Below are 16,362 nucleotides of genomic sequence, written 5' to 3'. Positions count from 1 at the left end.
TCTCGGAAACGTTGCGGCCCGATGCGGAAGGGCACTTCTCCGGCAGATCGGACGGACGGCGCCGCCGGTGTCCGGCCAGGCCAGGGGCGGGCTGTGGTGACCTCGACGACCAGTCGGGTTAGGCTAGGCCCCGACTTGCCGTCGCCACCGTGGAGAACCCGTGAAGCTCTCGATCCTCATGCCGGTCTACAACGAGGAAGAACGCATCGCGGATGCCCTCAAGCAGGCGTTGGCGGTCGACTACCCGTGCGAGATCGAACTTGTCGTCGTGGACGACGGCAGCCGGGACGGCACGGGCGAGGTGCTGGGCCGGATGGACGACGCCCGGCTCCGGGTGATCACCCACCAGCGCAACGCCGGCAAGGGCGCGGCGATCAAGACCGCCGTCGACAACGCCGAGGGTGAGTACATGGTCATCCTCGACGCCGACCTCGAGTACGACCCGCAGGACATCCCGCGGCTGCTCGAGCCCGTGCTCGACGGGCGGGCCACGGTGGTCTACGGCAACCGCACCTTCGGCAGCCACAGCTCCTACAGCTTCTGGTACGTGATGGGCAACAAGGGCGTGACCCTGGCCGCCAACGTGCTCTACAACTCGTACATCGGCGACCTGGAGACCTGCTTCAAGCTGATGCCGCTGGAGCTCTACCGCTCGCTCCAGGTCCGCTCGCGCGGCTTCGGTATGGAGGCCGAGGTCACCGGCAAGCTGCTCCGCCAGCGCATCCGCCCCTACGAGGTCCCGATCAGCTACCGCGCCCGGGGCCGCGAGGAGGGCAAGAAGATCACCTGGAAGGACGGCGTCGAGGCGATCTGGATCCTGGCCCGCGAGCGCGCCCGGCGCCGCCCGGTCGGCCCCGCCACCCGCTGACGCCCCACGCACGACACGGACCCCGCACCCCGGCACAGGCCGGCGTCGCGGGGTCCCATCGTTTCGTCGCTCAGGCGGCGGCCCGGGCCGGGGTGAGGAACGCGTCGACCGAGCGGCGGAGGCCGGCCGCGTCCAGGCCGTGCCAGCGGTCGTGGTCCTCGGCCGTGCCGTAGCGGCGCAGGTCCGACCGGCCCACCCCGAGGGCGAGCAGCCGGTGCGGCCGGTCGGCCAGCGCCGCGCCCACCACCCGGGCCGAGGTGCCCGCCAGGTACGGCTCGACCAGGATCACCTCGGTGCCGGCGAGCGCCCGCAGCCCGGCCGTGTCGAACGGGCGCGGCCGGTGGGTCCAGGCCACCGTGACCGGCCGGTCGGCCACCGCCGCGAGGGCCGCGTCCAGCAGCGGTCCGACCGCCACGAGCAGTGGCGCTTCGGGCCCGGCGTCCCGCATCACCCGCAGGCCACCCGCCTCGGGGTACGCCCGGGCGTTGGTCTGCGTGGACAGCCGCAAATACGCCGACCCCTGCCCGCACACGGCGTCCCGCAACAGCCCCGGCACCTCGTCCGGGTGGCCGGGCACGTGCACCGTCCAGTCGTTCAGCGTGTCGATCAGCGCCACATCGGCCGGAGCGAGGTGGGTCCGCCCCGCCGCCGCCCGGTCGTAGGACGCGCCGACGCTGACCAGCACCGCACCGACCCCCTGGTGGTCGAGGTCCAGCTTGAGCTGCTCGTACGCCCGCTCGACGAGGAACGGCGCGTAGCTGTGCACGATCGGCCGCTGCCCGGTCAGCGCCAGCCCACCGGCCACGCCCACCATCAACTGCTCCCGGATGCCGACGTTGACCACCCGGCCCGGGTGGCGCGCGGCGGCCGGGGCGAACGCGGCGGCCGAGATGTCGGCGAGCACGATCGCGCTGCGGGGATCCGCCAGCACGTCCTCGGCGGCGGTAACGAAGGCTTCGCGCATGGTCGTGGTCATGGTCACTCCCCGTCGGTGACGACCGCGACGACGGCGTGCGGCCGGTGGTGGTCGTGCCCCGTCAGGGCGGTGTGCAGGGCGGCGTGGTCCCGGCCGTCGACGGTCGTGGCGGTCCACCCGTTCACGGTGAACCGGCTGGCCGCGCCGCCCGGCCAGCCGTGGCTCGCCGACCGGTTGTCCAGCACGATCGCGGTCAGGTTGCCGAGCCCGGTGGCGCCCGCGTAGGCGATCGCCTCGTGGTTCGAGCCCTCATCCAACTCGGCGTCGCCGAGCAGCACGTACACCCGGGGGTCGGTGCGGCCCTGGGCCCGCAGCCCGAGCGCGGTGCCCACGCCCAGGCCCAGGCCGTGGCCGAGCGACCCGGAGCCAATCTCCACCCCGGGCACCAGCAGCCGGTCGGGGTGGTCGCCGAGCCGGCTCTCCGGGCCGCCCTGGTCGTCCAGCCACGCCACCGGGATGAAGCCCTTGGCGGCGAGCAGCGCGTAGTAGCCGGCTACCGCGTGCCCCTTGGAGAGCAGGAAGCGGTCCCGGTCCGGGTCGTCCACGGTTGCCGGGGTGATGCGCAGCACCCGGTCGTAGAGCACCTGGAGCACGTCCAGCGTCGAATACACGTTGGCGCCGAACTCGCGGCCGGCGCGTACCCGGTCGAGCAGCGTTCTCAGCACCGCGGGGTCGGTGGCGGTCGTCGTCGTCATGCGGATAGCCTCGGAGTTGAAGCTCACTTCAACTCAAGGCTCTGTGATGCACGAAGCAACGCTCACCATCGGACAGCTCTCCGCCCGCAGCGGGGTGGCTGCCTCCGCGCTGCGCTACTACGAGCGGCTCGGGCTCATCCGCGCCGAGCGGACCGGCGGCAACCAGCGCCGCTACGCCCGCACCGAACTGCGCCGGGTGGCCTTCATCCGGATCTCCCAGCAGGTCGGCGTCTCGCTGGAGGAGATCCGGGAGGCGCTGGACTCGCTGCCGTCGTCGCGGACGCCCACCCCCGACGACTGGGCCGCCCTCTCCCGATCCTGGCGGGACCGGCTGGACGAGAGGATCCGGCTGCTCGGCAAACTCCGCGACGACCTGGACGGCTGCATCGGCTGCGGCTGCCTGTCGCTGCAGCGCTGCACCCTCTACAACCCGGGCGACGCGCTCGCCGCCGAGGGCGCCGGCCCCCGGCTCATGCTCCCCCGCCCCGGCTCGGACGGGGCCTGACCGGTCACCGGACCAGCAGCACCTTGCCCAGGTGGTCGCTGGTCTCCACCAGCCGGTGCGCGTCGGCGGCGTCGGCCATCTTCGCCCGGGCGTGCACCACCGGTTGGATCTTCCCCGACTCGACCAGCGGCCACACCTGCTCACGGACGCCCCGGACGATCTCCGCCTTCTCCGCGAGCGGGCGGGAACGCAGCGCGGTCGCGTGCACCGAGGCGCGCTTCGCCAGCAGCATCCCCAGGTCCAGCTCGCCCTTGCGGCCGCCCTGCATGCCGATCACCACGAGCCGCCCGCCGGTGGCCAGCGCCGCCACGTTCCGCGGCAGGTACGCCGCGCCCATGATGTCCAGGATCACGTCCGCGCCCCGGCCGTCGGTGACCCGGCGGACCTCCTCGACGAAGTCCTGCTCCCGGTAGTCGATCGCGTGCGCGGCGCCCAGCTCGCGCAGCCGCTCGTGCTTCTCCGCGCGAGCGGTCACCACCACCGTCGCGCCGAGCGCCACCCCGAGCTGGATGGCGAACGTGCCGATCCCGCTGCCGCCGCCGTGCACCAGCAGTGTCTCGCCCTCGGTGAGCCCGGCGAGCTGCACCACGTTCGACCAGACCGTGCAAGCCACCTCGGGCAGCGCCGCCGCGTCGGCCAAGTCCACCCCCGCCGGCACCGGCAGCAGCTGACCGGCGGGCACGGCGACCCGCTCGGCGTACCCGCCGCCGGCCAGCAGCGCGCAGACCTCGTCGCCGACCGCCCAGCCGGTCACCCCCGGACCGAGCGCCGCCACCACCCCGGCACACTCCAACCCCGGGTACGCCGGCGCGCCCGGCGGCGGCGGGTACTGCCCCTGCCGTTGCAGCAGGTCGGCCCGGTTGACCGCGCTGGCCCGCACCTCGATCACCACCTCGCCCGGGCCGGGCTCCGGATCGGGCACCGCCGCCCAGACGAGCGCCTCGGGTCCACCGGGTTTCGGGATCGTGATCGCGTGCATGACCCAGTCTTACCCGATCCGGCCGGCCGTCCACGCCCGGGCCAGAATCTCGTCCACCGTCTCCTCGGGGGTCTGCGCCGAGGTGTCCAGCCAGAGCCCGATCCGGGGCGTGTCGGCCCGGAACTCGGCGTCCAGGTCGGCGACCGGCCAGTCGCCGTACCCCTGCTTGGGCCGGTCCCGCTCGCGCACGGCGACCACGTCGGCGCGGGGTGCGAGCACCACCACGGCGAGCGGCCGGTGCCGGATCCCGTCGACCAGGGCCGGCAGGTCCGGGCCGAGCACCACGTCCTGGAGCACCACGGTGAAGCCGGCGGCGGCGTAGCGGTCGGCGGCCGACGCGGCGAGGTCGTAGCGGAGCCGGAGCTGCCGCCACGCCTCGTCGGTGAGCTGGGCGGTCATCGCGGCCCGCCCGCTGACGATCATGCGGCGGAACACGTCACCGCGCAGGTGCACCGCGCGGGGCAGCCGCCGGGCCAGCAGCTCGGCCACAGTGGACTTGCCGGCCGCCATGATTCCGCTGATCAGCACCACCGCCGGGGTCTCCCACACGGGAGCATCCTGACAGCAGGGGTGGGACGGCGGCTCGCCCGTTCCACCGCCCGTGGCAGACTAGGCACGGCCGCGTACCCGTCGGGGACGTGGCAGGGAGGGTTCGCCTAGTGGCCGATGGCGCTGGTCTTGAAAACCGGTAAGGGCAGCGATGTCCTTCGTGGGTTCGAATCCCACACCCTCCGCCTCCTGATCAACAAACCCCCTGACCAACGCAGACGCCGGTCAGGGGGCTTCTGTCTGTGCCGGGCCTGGAGGTGCCAGACCCGGCACAGCAGGGCTGCTCTCAGGTGCTGCAGGCGGCGCCGTTGAGGCTGAAGCCGCTCGGTGCGGCGGTGTTGCCGCTGTGGGTGGCCTGGAAGCCGATCGTGGTCGACCCGCCCGGTGGAATGCTCGCGTTGTAGCTGACGTTGGTCGCGGTCACCTGGCCGCTGCTCGGTGAGTACGTGGCGTTCCAGCCAGAGGTGATGGTCTGCCCGGACGCGAGGGTGAACTTCAGCGACCAACCGTTGATGGCGGTCGTGCCGGTGTTGGTGATGGTGATGTTGTCGGTAAGGCCGTTGTTCCACGCGCTTACCGAATTGCTCGCGCGGCACGCTCCGCCGCCCGGGTTCGGCGGCGGGCTGCTCGTCGCCGGCGGCGGGGTCGTCGGCTGGGTGGGGCCGACGGGGCCCTCGCTCACCGTGATGTTGGAGCTGCCGCTGCTCTGGTAGCCCTCGGTGGCCATGATCTGGTAGTCGTGGGTGCCGAGGTTCAGGCCGAGGCTGGCCCAGGCGTTGAAGTGGTTGGCGGTGGTGATGGTGCCGCTGCTGCGGTGCGACTGCCGGACGCTCCAGTACTGGTAGAACGTCGCGGTGCCGTCGATGGAGGGCTGGTTGACCCGCTGGGTGCGGTAGATGTCGTAGGTGCTGCCGTCGGTGGTGACGGAGCCCAGCCGGGTGGCGCCCGAACTCGGGTTGTAGCTGCCGAAGTTCTCGACGACGTAGTACTCGATGAGTGGGTTCCTGGTCCAGCCGTAGAGCGCCAGGTAGCCGTTGCCGTTCGGGCTGAAGGTGCCCGAGTAGTTCACGGTGTGGCTGGAGCCGGGCTTCCAGCCCTTGCCCACCACCATGTTGTTCATGTTGCTCCACTGGACGCTGTAGTTCCCGCCGGGCCCCAGCGTCATGGTGACGTTGCCGTTGTCCTTCCAGTACGAGTAGAAGTAGCCGTTGTGGGTGCCGGTGGAGTTCGAGGTGACGGTCCGGTCGGCCTCGGCGTGGGCGATGCCGGCCAGGGTCGCCGAGGCTGCGGCCAGCACGACGGTGCTGACACCGGCGATGAGCAGCCTGATGCGGTTGCGCCCGCGGCGTTCCGGTAGGGCGGGGGAGTCGTTCACGGCGTGTATCCCTCTCGTGGTCGATGACGACCGAGGAACCAGGTCGCTGCCGTTGCCCGGACTGGCAGCCGTTGAGGTTCGTCGATGCTCGCATCATCGAGCGGCGTCATCGCGCTGTCAACAACTTCCGGAAGGCTTACGAAAGCTCATCTGGTCGTCCGCTACTGGAGGGTCTTGCCTGTACTGGGCAACTTCCCTGCCTGGGCCCCGTGCGTTTGCACGCCTCGTCAATCAACGCCTCGGCCGTTGACCGAGACTTACGCGGACAGGAGCGAAAGTTTCCGCCTCGGTTCGGCCGGCGGGCGGCTGGGCCCGTCTGTCGAGGTGCTCGCAGGTACGTCATGCCGCTGCGGAGTGGCCGCGGCGCCAAGCCGGACACTGGAGCCTTCCGGTTCGATTCGGGCGGCGGAGGGGGTATGAAGGGGCGCAGGACATTCGTGTGCACCCGGAAGGACCGTTTCGATGAGCCTGGAACGACCGATCGCCCCGGACCCGTACGAGCTGCTGCCGACGGTGCCGTCGTTCAACCTGACCAGTGACGACGTGCACAACGGCGAGCCGATGGACGCCCGGTACGCGCACGGCAGCACCGGGGGTGAGAACGTCTCCCCGCACCTGGCCTGGTCGGGCTTCCCGGACGAGACCAAGAGCTTCGTGGTCACCTGCTTCGACCCGGACGCGCCGACCGGCAGCGGCTTCTGGCACTGGGTGCTGGTGGACGTGCCCGCCTCGGTCACCGAGCTGCCCACCGGGGTCAAGGAGGGCGACCTCGGCACCGCCTTCAGTATCCGCAACGACTACGGCGACACCGGCTACGGGGGCGCCGCCCCGCCGCCCGGTGACCGGCCGCACCGGTACGTCTTCGCCGTGCACGCGGTGGACGTGGAGCGGCTCGACGTCGGCAAGGGTGCCAGCCCGGCGTACGTCGGCTTCAACCTGGCCTTCCACACCCTGGCCCGGGCGGTGATCCGTCCGACGTACCAGGTCAAGGAGTGAGGCGACGGGGCCTCCGCGGAAGCGGAGGCCCCGTTCCGGTCAGGCCGGGACGCGGGCGACCGCGAAGACGGACTGGCCGAAGGGCGGCCGGACCCGCTGCTCGGCGGCCTTGGTGGCCGGGAGGACCAGGGTGTCGTAGACCTTCACCATGGGGCCCTCCTTCGGCATGAGCCGGAAGACCTTGGTGGCCATGAAGTAGCCGATGAGGCCGAGCGCGTTCGCGTAGTGGATCTTCTCCACGGTGAGGCCCGCCTCGGTCATCGCCGCGGCCAGGGTCTTCTTCGTGTAGCGCCGGACGTGGCCGGTGGCGATGTCCGCCGGGCTCATCGCGAACTGGAACGCGGGCACGATGATGATCACCGCGCCGTCCGGGCGCACCAGGTCGCGCATGCTGCGCAGCGCGCCCACGTGGTCATCGATGTGCTCCAGCACGTTGTACGACACGGCCGCGCTGTAGTCGCCGCGCTCGGAGTGCGGCAGCAGCATCTGCCGGACCTCGATGCCCGGGTGCTCGGCCAGCCGCTCCTTGAGCCGGACCAGGCGGTCCGGGTCCGCCTCGGTGGCGGTGATCCGGGGCAGGTGCTCCGACCACTCCAGGGCGTAGTCACCCAGGCCACTGCCGATCTCGATGGGGTTGTCACCGAGGTAGGGCACGGCGAGCTCGACGAACCACCGGCGGTGGTTGACCGCCGTGGCGAGGCCCTCGAGCACCTCCGACTGGACGCGCTGGTCCCCAGTGATATCTGCCATGCGTCGATTCCTCACGATATGACTGACCCGCGCCTGGACCGACAGAGTCAACCATCCGGATGGATGGCGGGGGGATCGGGGCACCGGGGGTGGCCGAATTGCGGTCGGGGGTGGGCACGTGATCGGCGGTCGGCGAACCCGGCACATAGTACGCCAGTACCCAGAAACATGTCACGGCCCTGCCATACCCTGACTACGCTCTGAATTGTCATGACTACTCCTGAATCGGACGCCGCCCCGGGTGGTGCCGCCGAGGACGGGCCCGACGAGGGCGAACGGCCGGGGCGGGGTAGGTGGCTCGACCTCGTCGCCGTGCTCAGCTTCGTGCTGCTCGCCTTCTGGATCACCGCCCGGCTCTGGCTGGACCCGGCCAACGGGGTCCGGGACAACCGCACCGATCAGGCGCAGTTCGAGTGGATGATGGCGCACGGTGCGCGGGTGGTGACCGATTTTGCCTATCCGTTCACCTCGGACCGGATGAATGTGCCGGACGGCGTCAATCTGATGGCTAATACGTCCGTATTATCCATTTCGCTACCAATGACGCCGGTCACCGTTCTGTTCGGGCCCCGCTGGTCGTTTCTCATCTTTCTCACCCTGGGAATGGCCGCCACCGGCGTGGCCTGGTACTTCGTCCTCTCCCGGGTGCTGAGCCTGGCCCGCGGGCCGGCCTGGCTGGGGGCCGCCTTCTGTGCGTTCGCGCCGGCGATGGTCTCGCACGCCAACGCCCACCCCAACATCGTCAGCCAGTTCGTGGTGCCGCTGATCGTGTGGCGGACACTGCGCCTGGTCGAGCCGGGCGGCTGGCTGCGCAACGGCCTGCTGCTCGGGTTGCTGATCGTCTGGCAGGCCTTCCTCAACCTGGAGATCCTGCTGATGACCGCCCTCGGGCTGGGCGTCGTGGTGCTGGCGCTCGCCCTCGGCCGGCCCGAACTGCGTCCGGCCACCCGGTCCTTCGTCGCCGGGCTCGCGGTGGCCGCCGGGTTCTCGGCGGCGCTGCTGGCCTACCCGCTCTCCGTGCAGTTCTTCGGCCCGGGCGCCTACCAGGGGCTCTCCACGCTGATCCGGGGCTACCGCACCGACCTCGCCTCCTACGTCGCCTGGTCCCGGGAGTCGCTCGCCGGCGACGCGCGGGGCAGCGCCTGGCTGGCCAGGAACGCCACCGAGGAGAACGCCTTCTTCGGCTGGCCGCTCGCGGTACTGGTGGTCGCGCTCATCTGGTGGCTGCGCCGCAGCGTCGTGGTGCTCGGCCTGGCCGCCGTGGGTGCGGTCTTCGTGCTGTTCTCGCTCGGCCGGGAGATCCAGTTCGACGGGCGGGACACCGGCATCCCCGGCCCCTGGGCCGCGCTGGAGCACCTGCCGATCCTGCACTCGGTGGTGCCCACCCGGTGGTCGCTGGCGCTCACCCCGATCGTCGGCATCCTGCTCGCGCTCGGCGCCCAGCACGTCCGGCGGCTGGCCCGGCGGCACCCGGCCGCCCGCCGGCAGATCCGGTTCGTCACCGCCACCGTGCTCACCATGGCGCTGCTGCCGCTCCTGCCCACCCCGCTGCCCGCGGTGCGCCTCGACCCCACCCCGGCCTTCGTCACTTCCGGCGCCTGGCGGCCCTACGTGGCCGGCGGGCACAGCATCGTCACGCTCCCGCTGCCCGACACCACGTACGCCGTCCCGCTGCGCTGGTCCGCCGAGACCCGGCTGGACATGCCGCTGGCCCGGGGCTACTTCCTCTATCCGGACACCCGGCCGGGCGCCGGCCGGGTCGCCCTCTTCACCGCGCCGCCCCGCCCCACCAGCGACTTCTTCACCACCATCCGGCAGACCGACGCGGTGCCGCCGATCACCCCGCAGGACCGGGTGGCCGCCGTGGACGACCTGCGTTACTGGCGGGCGGGCGCGGTGATCCTCGACCCGCGGCTGCGGCAGGCGGGCTCGATGTATCGGGGGATGACCGAACTGACCGGGGTCAGGCCGACCTTCACCGCCGGGGTCTGGCTCTGGGACGTACGTCCCCTGGTCGACTGAACGGGGCGGCCCGGTCAGGACTGGCGGACGCAGCAGCCCTGGCAGATCTTCGGCCGGGGCAGGGTGAAGGCCAGGCAGCAGGTGCGCCGCTGCACGGTCGGCTCGCCGGCCGGGCCGGGCACCAGCTCGACGAGGTCGCTCAGGTCGAGCGCGTCGAGCAGCGTGCCGATGGTCGCGGTCGAGGAGCCGGGCAGCGCGTCCGAGGCGCGCAGGATGCCGTGCGCGATGCCGGAGGCGACCGAGCCGAGCAGCGTACGGGTGCCGATCCGGACCTCGCCCTGGATGGCGGCGATCAGCGGGCCGAAGTGGGCGTCGAGCAGCGAGGTGCGCAGCGCGTCGAGCAGCGCGGCCTCGTCGGCGACGACCCGGACACCCGGGAGGCCGGTCAGCGCCAGCGGATCGCCGGGCAGCACCGCCACCCTGGTCGAGCTGCGCAGGCCCAGCGTGAGCAGCTGGTGGTGGTCCTCGAAGTGGACCAGCACGTCGGCCGGGTCGAGCAGCGGCACCCGCCGGGCCGAGGCCCAGCCGAGCACCACGGGCAGGGCGGTCCAGTAGCTGTACGACTTCCAGGCCAGCGCGGCGCAGGCGTGCGGGGTGCCGCCCCAGCGCCGGCCAGCGGCCCGCAGAAACTCGGGGAGCAGGGTGCCGTCGACCAGCCGGGTGGCCGGGGCCCAATGGGCCGCGCCGTCGGTGACCAGCAGGCCGGGCGCCAGCCCGGGCAGGTCGTCCGTGCCGAACATGGCGCGCAGGGTCGCGGTCACCGGGGCGAACGGGATGGCGGCGTCCTGCCCCGGCATCACCGCAGTCACCTGGTCGTCCCCTGTCTGGTCGCCAAACCGGCCGCCGGCTGTCGCCGACCCGGACTAAGGCTAGCCTAACCACAGCTCCCGGTGGAGGGGAAGTGGTCCGGTGGACTCCGGGGAGAGGTCCCGGTCACTCCGTCGCCCGTCGCGTAGTACCCGGCGAGGTGGGCGGAAAACGCCGCCGAGCGGGGCGGCGGGCCGCGCAAGCATCGACGGACACCGCTGAATTGTCAAGGTGAATGTCGAATACGAGGCAGTTTCCGTACACGTTCGGCCACCGAACGTGAAAATGGTCTTCCCGCGTACGAGGAAGCCGATGACGACCTCACCGATCGAGCGTGCCGCCGACTCGTTCGCGGCCGAACTCGCCCGGCACCGCACCGGCCGAGGGCTGTCCAAGAAGCAGTTGGCGACTCTCATGGGCTTCGACCCGTCCTACGTCAGCCACGTCGAGGGGCGCCGGCACCGGCCCACCGAGGACTTCGCCCGCCGCGCCGAGGCCGTGCTGGAAGCCAGCGGCGCGATCTGGCAGCGCTTCCGGGAGTACGAGGAACTGCGGCACGGCCGCGCCGGCGGGGCGCACCGGGACCCGCCCGTGCCCGGCCAGTGGCTGCCGCCCGGCACCGGGCTGGTGGTCGAGCGCGAGTCGGCCACGCTCACCTACACCGACGACGGCGGCTACCACTGCGCGATCCGGCGGGAGCTGTACAACGCCGGCACCGAGCCGGTCACCCGCTACCTGGTCCGGGTCGCCGTCGACCGCTACCCCAACGACCCCGGCCGCTCCAACCGGCACCACCGGGAGCACCCGCTCACCTTCGCCGAGCTGCAACTGACGGCGTACCGCGACGACGGGGGCGCGCGCGAGCCGATGCACTGGCGGGCCAAGCACGACCGGGACGCGTTCAAGGAGATCTGGCTGCTCTTCGAGAACGACGAGGGGCGCTTCCCGCTCTACCCCGGCGACCGGGTCACCATCGAATACGCGTACCGGGTCGGGCGGGACAAGTGGGGCCCCTGGTTCCAGCGCGCCGTACGCCTGCCCACCCGGCACCTCGCTGTCCGCCTCGACCTCCCCGCCGACCTCGACCCCAAGGTGTGGGGTGCCGAGACCTCCCTCTCCGCCGAGGAGGGGCCGCTGCGTACCCCGATCCAGCGCAGCGACGACGGCGGCCGGGCGATCTTCGACTGGGCGACCGACGACCCGCCGTTGAACGCCCGCTACCGGATGCAGTGGCGGTTCCGCAGCCAGCCCGCCGACGTCGTGCCCGACGGCCCGGCCCCCGGCACCCGAGTGCGGGCCAGCGACCGGATGCGCGCCGTCGGCATCGTGCAGCGCGGCGACGACCTGCTCCGGCAGCCCGCCCGCCAGTTCGACCTGCCGCGCGAGGAACAGCTCGCCCGGGACGTGGTCGACCGGCTCTCCGGCCTGCTGGTCCGCCTCGACGAGCTGCACCCGTTCAGCAAGGGCGTCGGCATCGCCGCGCCGCAGCTCGGCCTCGGCTGGGCCGCCGCCCTGGTCCGCCCCGCCGACCGGGCGGCCGAACCCGTCGTGCTGCTCAACCCCCGGGTGGTGGACAGCTCCCCCGACGCCGACGAGCAGTATGAGGGCTGCCTCTCCTTCTTCGACCACCGCGGGCTGGTGCCCCGGCCACTGCGGATCGACGTCGAGCACGCCCAGTGGGACGGCAGCCGGGTCATCACGTCCTTCGAGTACGCCATGGCGCGGCTGGTCGCCCACGAGATCGACCACCTGGAGGGCCGCCTCTACGCCGACCGGATGGCCCCCGGCGTGCCGCTGGTGCCGGTCGAGGAATACCGGGAGACGGGCACCCCCTGGCGTTACTGACCGCCGGAACTCCGGTACGCGGGCCGGTTGCCGGCCCGACCCGCGTACCGGTGAACGGGGCCGGGTCGCGTGCCCCAGGGGGCAGGGGCACGCGACCCGGCTCGGGGGGAGCAAGGTCTAGAGGGAGCCGAAGGTGTCGTAACGGATGTTGTCCGCCGGCACGTCGTCGGCGGCCAGCGCACGCAGGGTCGCCCGGACCATGGCGGCCGAGCCGGAGACGTAGCAGTCGTGCGTGGTCCACGGGCCGTACCGGGTGACCACCTCGGAGATGTCGCCCACTTCGCCGTCGAAGTCCGGGTCCTCGCTGCACGCCGGGGTCACCGACAGCCACGGGTGGGCGGCCACCAGCTTCTCCAGGTCGGGCAGCCCATACATCTCCGCCCGCCGGCGGGCCCCGTAGAAGACGTGTACCCAGCGGGTCCGGTTGACCCGGGTCAGCTCCTCCACCAGCGCCTTGATCGGGGCCAGCCCGACCCCGCCCGCAACGCAGAGGATGTCGCGGGTCGAGGCGCGGTCCAGGGTCATCGAGCCCATCGGCGCGGCCACCCGCAGCAGGTCGCCCGGCTTGGTCCGCCGGACCAGCGCCCCGGAGAGCCAGCCCGCCGCCCCGGCCGGCGTCCGCACGTGGAACTCCAGCACGTTCTCCTCGTTCGGGGCGTTCGCCACCGAGTACGTCCGCCACACCCGCGGGTGGTAGCGGGGCGCCTCGACGCTCACGTACTGGCCGGCCTGCCAGGTCATCGGGTGCTGGAGGGCGCGCACGGTCAGCACCGCGGTGTCCGGGCCGTGCCGCTCGTGGGTGAGCACCTCGGCGTGCCAGAACGGCGGGTTGTCGTCGGCCGCCGCCCCGGCCAGCATCCGCTCGCTGATGCTGGCGTACGCCTCCCGCCACGCCTGGTCGTACTCCAGGTTCCAGCCGTCCCCGGCGGTGCTGCGCAGCGCGTCCAGCAGGGCGACGCCCATGGTCTCGTAGTGGCTCGCCTCGACGTGGAACTTCCGGTGGTCGCGGCCCAGCGCGCGCAGGTACTCGTCGAAGCTCTCCGGGTCGTCGACCGTCTGGGTGGCGGTGACGATCGCCTCCAGGATCCGGTCACCCTGCCCGTTCATCTGCACCGGGAAGAGCATGCGCAGCTCCGGGTCGAGGAGGAACAGCCGGGCGTAGAAGTGACCGCTCAGCCGCTCCCGGTCCTCCTCGACCAGGGTCCAGCTCTCCTTCAGCAGCCGCGCGAAGTTCTCCACGAGGGCACGCTCCTTCTCCTGACGGGCGGATCGGCCCCCACAGAATCTCCACGGAGCGTGCCGGCCGGTCGCACAGAATGTGCGATCGGCTCACCTGGCCGCCGGGACGTGCCGACCGGCCCCGGAGTGCGGCACAGTGGTCCGGTGACGGTTGACGAGCTCACCCGCCCGGTATCGCGCCGGACCCTGGGCACCGAGACGCTGCTCGTGCTCGGCCTCTCCCTCGGCCAGTCGGCCGTGTACGCCCTGGTCTCGCTGGTCGCCAAGCTGACCGCCACGGGCGGGCTGTCGAAGCAGACCGCCTCGCTGAACACCTCCGCGTCGGCCCGGCCGTACCTCGACCTGACGTACCAGCTCCTCGGGATCCTCTTCGCGCTGCTGCCGGTGCTGCTGGCCGTACACCTGCTGGCGCGCGACCCCGGCGACCCGGCGCGGGCGCTCGGCGCCGACCTCACCCGGCCCGGGCCGGACCTGGCCCGGGGCGCGGGCCTGGCGGCGCTGATCGGTCTGCCCGGGCTGGCGCTGTTCTGGGCGGCCGCCCAGCTCGGGATCAACGCCACCCTGGTCCCGGCCGCGCTGCCGCCCCTCTGGTGGGCGGTGCCGGTGCTGATCCTGGCCGCCGTGCAGAACGCCGTGCTGGAGGAGGTGATCGTGGTCGGCTACCTGGTCACCCGGCTGCGGCAGCTCCAGTGGCGGTTCGGCGCGGTGCTCGCGGCGAGTGCCCTGCTTCGCGGCTCGTACCACCTCTACCAGGGCTTCGGCGCGTTCCTCGGCAACGCCGTGATGGGCGTGGTGTTCGGCCTGTTCTACCTGCGCACCCGGCGGGTGGGACCGCTGATCGTCGCGCACACGCTGCTCGACGTGGTCGCCTTCGTCGGCTACGCCCTCCTGCCCAAGTCCTGGTTCAGCTGGCTCTGACCGCCCTCACCAAGGCCGACCGAGCCCGCGATCTTGCACTTGATGCCCCGACAGAAGGGACGAAAGGCGCTGGATGCGGGCCCAAACTGCAAGATCGCGCAGCGGTCAGGCGCGGTGTGGGCGGTAGAGGGTGATTGCGCGGGCGGCCAGGCGTTCGGTGGCCGCCGCGTCACCCGTCGCGGCGGCGAGGGCTGCCGCGCCGGGGAGCAGCCGGGCGGCCAGCCGCAGCCCCAGCCAGCCGGCGGCCTGCGCCACCAGCGGGGTGGTCAGTCGCCAGGCCCCCTCGGCGGCCCGGGACCACGGCCCCTCCGCCGGAGCGCCCGCCGAGCGGGCCGCGTCCAGTGCGGCCCGGGCGGTGCCGGCGTCCGGGTGCACCTGCGTCAGCACCAGCAGATCGGCAACCCGGTCCGGATGCGCCGGGTCACGGCCGTAGACGGCGGCCAGGTGCAGCACCAGATTGGCCTGGGTCCAGAGCACCGCCGTGAGCTCCGCCACCGGCGCGAACAGCCCGGCGCCCGCCGCGAGCGCACCGCCCGTGCCGGCGAGCCGGACGAACCGCCGGGTCACCAGCCGGGCCAGCCCGTCGGCGTCGGCGTCCGGGTAGGCGTCGCGGGTCCGCTCCACCCAGTCGGCGGCGCGCGGCCCGAGGGCGTCCACCGCGGCGAGGGCCAGCGGCTCGGGGGCGAAGCCCGGATGATCGAGTACGCGCGCAGCGACCGCCCGCCAGCCGTGCTTCTCCGCCTGCGGGCTGACCTGAGCGGTCAGCACGGGAACGATCTCCCCGGCGGCGGTCGCTGCCGGCTCGTCATTGGCCTGCGGCTCCGGCTGATCGACCTGCGCTGCAGCGGGTTCGGTCGAGGCCTGTCCGGCGACGGATTCTGCCGCGACCTGCGCGGTTGCGGGTTCCGCCGTAGCGGGCTCGGCCTGTGCGACAGCCGGTTCCGGTGGGACCTGGGCGGCAGTGGGCTCCGCGGGGACCGGGGCGGCAGCCGGTTCGGTCGGGACCTGCGCGGGTTCGGTGGTGCCCTGGGCGAGGGCGGGCGCGCCGGCCTCCGACTGAATTTCGGTCGGCGCGGCGGACGCCCGGCGAGCGGGCGTCCGTTTCGGCGGGGCGGTCTTCTTCGCCGGTGTGCCCTTGGTCTTCCTCGCCCGCCCGGCCGGCGTCGGCGCGGCGGTGCCCGGTGCTGCCTCGGCCGGCTCCGCCGCCCCTGGTCCGGCGGTGGTCGTCTCGGGCGTCTCGGTGTCCGCGGGCACCGCTGTCTCGGGCGCATTCGGAGCCTCGACCGCGACGGCGGGCTTCCGTGCCGTCGACGTGGCCTTCTTCGCCGGGGCCGCCTTCTTCGCCGGGGTGGCCTTCTTTGCCGCCGGCGCGCGGCGGGGGCGCTTCGGTGCCTCCTCGATCACCGGCACGTCCGCAGCGGCGGCGCCCGGTGGCGGCGCGACCGTCGGCGTACCCGGATCGGTGCCGGCGGCGACCTCGGCGGGCGGGCGCGGGCGGGGGGCCGCCGGCCCGTCGGCGGCCGGCGGCATGGTCTGCGCGGGGTCGGGTGGCTGGAAGAGGACGATCGGGGCGGCCTTGACCCGCCGGGGAGGCGGCGGTGCGTCGCCCGCCACGTCGGGAGCGGGCTCCGGCGTGGGCGGCGGGGTGAAGGTCGGTCGGGGGGAGCGGCTCCGCGGGGCCTTGGCGGCGGGCTCGCGACGGGGCGGATCGCTCGGCGGCTGCTCCTGCATATCGATGGAGCGTAGACCCGGGCGTGACATGGCACACGGTGAAAACGCAGGGGATGGGCGCTTCCCGGTAGTCGCTTTGCTCCGGGTGGGTGTGGCCCTGTATCCTC

Annotated in this window: 15 protein-coding genes and 1 tRNA gene; 7 read left to right on the top strand and 9 right to left on the bottom strand. The window is 72.7% G+C overall.

Going from position 1 to position 16,362, the window contains the following annotated elements; translation table 11 throughout:
- Positions 1-160: 160 nt before the first annotated feature.
- Positions 161-868: a glycosyltransferase family 2 protein gene (locus AB0F68_RS00330; RefSeq protein ID WP_357331573.1), complete on the top strand. Its 708-nt coding sequence runs from the start codon at positions 161-163 to the stop codon at positions 866-868.
- 70 nt (positions 869-938) lie between these two features.
- Here AB0F68_RS00330 and AB0F68_RS00325 read toward each other — a convergent pair whose 3' ends face one another.
- Positions 939-1,844, bottom strand: coding sequence for a transketolase (locus AB0F68_RS00325; RefSeq protein ID WP_357331571.1), 906 nt, complete (start codon positions 1,842-1,844; stop codon positions 939-941).
- Positions 1,845-1,846: 2 nt separating this feature from the next.
- Entirely contained in the window at positions 1,847-2,539 is a 693-nt protein-coding gene (locus tag AB0F68_RS00320) for a transketolase (protein WP_357331569.1), read from the bottom strand.
- Positions 2,540-2,585: 46 nt separating this feature from the next.
- On the opposite strand from AB0F68_RS00320, the gene soxR reads away from it, so the two are divergent.
- Positions 2,586-3,044, top strand: a complete 459-nt coding sequence (soxR, locus tag AB0F68_RS00315) for a redox-sensitive transcriptional activator SoxR (RefSeq protein WP_357331567.1) — start codon at positions 2,586-2,588, stop codon at positions 3,042-3,044.
- A 4-nt stretch (positions 3,045-3,048) separates the two neighbouring features.
- On the opposite strand, the gene AB0F68_RS00310 is transcribed toward soxR, so the two are convergent.
- Both AB0F68_RS00310 and AB0F68_RS00305 read right to left on the bottom strand, forming a co-directional pair.
- The gene (locus tag AB0F68_RS00310; protein WP_357331565.1) at positions 3,049-4,023 is read right to left on the bottom strand and encodes an NAD(P)H-quinone oxidoreductase; all 975 of its coding nucleotides are present in this window, start codon (positions 4,021-4,023) and stop codon (positions 3,049-3,051) included.
- A gap of 9 nt (positions 4,024-4,032) precedes the next feature.
- Positions 4,033-4,572 (bottom strand): AAA family ATPase, encoded by a 540-nt coding sequence (locus AB0F68_RS00305; protein WP_357331563.1) that lies wholly within the window; start codon positions 4,570-4,572, stop codon positions 4,033-4,035.
- A 96-nt stretch (positions 4,573-4,668) separates the two neighbouring features.
- On the opposite strand from AB0F68_RS00305, the gene AB0F68_RS00300 reads away from it, so the two are divergent.
- Positions 4,669-4,757, top strand: a tRNA-Ser gene (locus AB0F68_RS00300).
- A gap of 101 nt (positions 4,758-4,858) precedes the next feature.
- Here the strand turns inward: AB0F68_RS00300 and AB0F68_RS00295 are convergent.
- Positions 4,859-5,947, bottom strand: a complete 1,089-nt coding sequence (locus AB0F68_RS00295; RefSeq protein ID WP_357331561.1) for a glycoside hydrolase family 11 protein — start codon at positions 5,945-5,947, stop codon at positions 4,859-4,861.
- Positions 5,948-6,409: 462 nt separating this feature from the next.
- On the opposite strand from AB0F68_RS00295, the gene AB0F68_RS00290 reads away from it, so the two are divergent.
- The gene (locus AB0F68_RS00290; RefSeq protein ID WP_357331559.1) at positions 6,410-6,943 is read left to right on the top strand and encodes a YbhB/YbcL family Raf kinase inhibitor-like protein; all 534 of its coding nucleotides are present in this window, start codon (positions 6,410-6,412) and stop codon (positions 6,941-6,943) included.
- Between the two features lie 39 nt (positions 6,944-6,982).
- Here AB0F68_RS00290 and AB0F68_RS00285 read toward each other — a convergent pair whose 3' ends face one another.
- The gene (locus AB0F68_RS00285) at positions 6,983-7,693 is read right to left on the bottom strand and encodes a class I SAM-dependent methyltransferase (protein ID WP_357331557.1); all 711 of its coding nucleotides are present in this window, start codon (positions 7,691-7,693) and stop codon (positions 6,983-6,985) included.
- Positions 7,694-7,903: 210 nt separating this feature from the next.
- Here AB0F68_RS00285 and AB0F68_RS00280 point away from each other — a divergent pair, with 210 nt between their 5' ends.
- Positions 7,904-9,715 (top strand): hypothetical protein, encoded by a 1,812-nt coding sequence (locus AB0F68_RS00280; protein ID WP_357331555.1) that lies wholly within the window; start codon positions 7,904-7,906, stop codon positions 9,713-9,715.
- 14 nt (positions 9,716-9,729) lie between these two features.
- Here the strand turns inward: AB0F68_RS00280 and AB0F68_RS00275 are convergent, their stop codons facing one another.
- A complete protein-coding gene (locus tag AB0F68_RS00275) occupies positions 9,730-10,512 on the bottom strand; it encodes a hypothetical protein (RefSeq protein WP_357332848.1) in 783 nt (260 codons plus the stop codon).
- Between the two features lie 322 nt (positions 10,513-10,834).
- Between AB0F68_RS00275 and AB0F68_RS00270 the strand changes: the two genes are divergently transcribed.
- A complete protein-coding gene (locus AB0F68_RS00270; protein WP_357331553.1) occupies positions 10,835-12,367 on the top strand; it encodes a peptide deformylase in 1,533 nt (510 codons plus the stop codon).
- Between the two features lie 117 nt (positions 12,368-12,484).
- Here the strand turns inward: AB0F68_RS00270 and AB0F68_RS00265 are convergent, their stop codons facing one another.
- Positions 12,485-13,606, bottom strand: coding sequence for a globin domain-containing protein (locus tag AB0F68_RS00265; protein WP_357331551.1), 1,122 nt, complete (start codon positions 13,604-13,606; stop codon positions 12,485-12,487).
- A gap of 144 nt (positions 13,607-13,750) precedes the next feature.
- Between AB0F68_RS00265 and AB0F68_RS00260 the strand changes: the two genes are divergently transcribed.
- Entirely contained in the window at positions 13,751-14,524 is a 774-nt protein-coding gene (locus AB0F68_RS00260) for a CPBP family intramembrane glutamic endopeptidase (RefSeq protein WP_357331549.1), read from the top strand.
- Between the two features lie 105 nt (positions 14,525-14,629).
- On the opposite strand, the gene AB0F68_RS00255 is transcribed toward AB0F68_RS00260, so the two are convergent.
- The gene (locus AB0F68_RS00255) at positions 14,630-16,255 is read right to left on the bottom strand and encodes a hypothetical protein (RefSeq protein WP_357331547.1); all 1,626 of its coding nucleotides are present in this window, start codon (positions 16,253-16,255) and stop codon (positions 14,630-14,632) included.
- Between the last annotated feature and the right edge of the window lie 107 nt (positions 16,256-16,362).

The sequence above is a fragment of the Micromonospora sp. NPDC023966 genome (assembly GCF_040639095.1).
Taxonomy (GTDB): Bacteria; Actinomycetota; Actinomycetes; order Mycobacteriales; family Micromonosporaceae; genus Micromonospora.
This window is presented reverse-complemented; position numbering and strand designations above follow the sequence as displayed.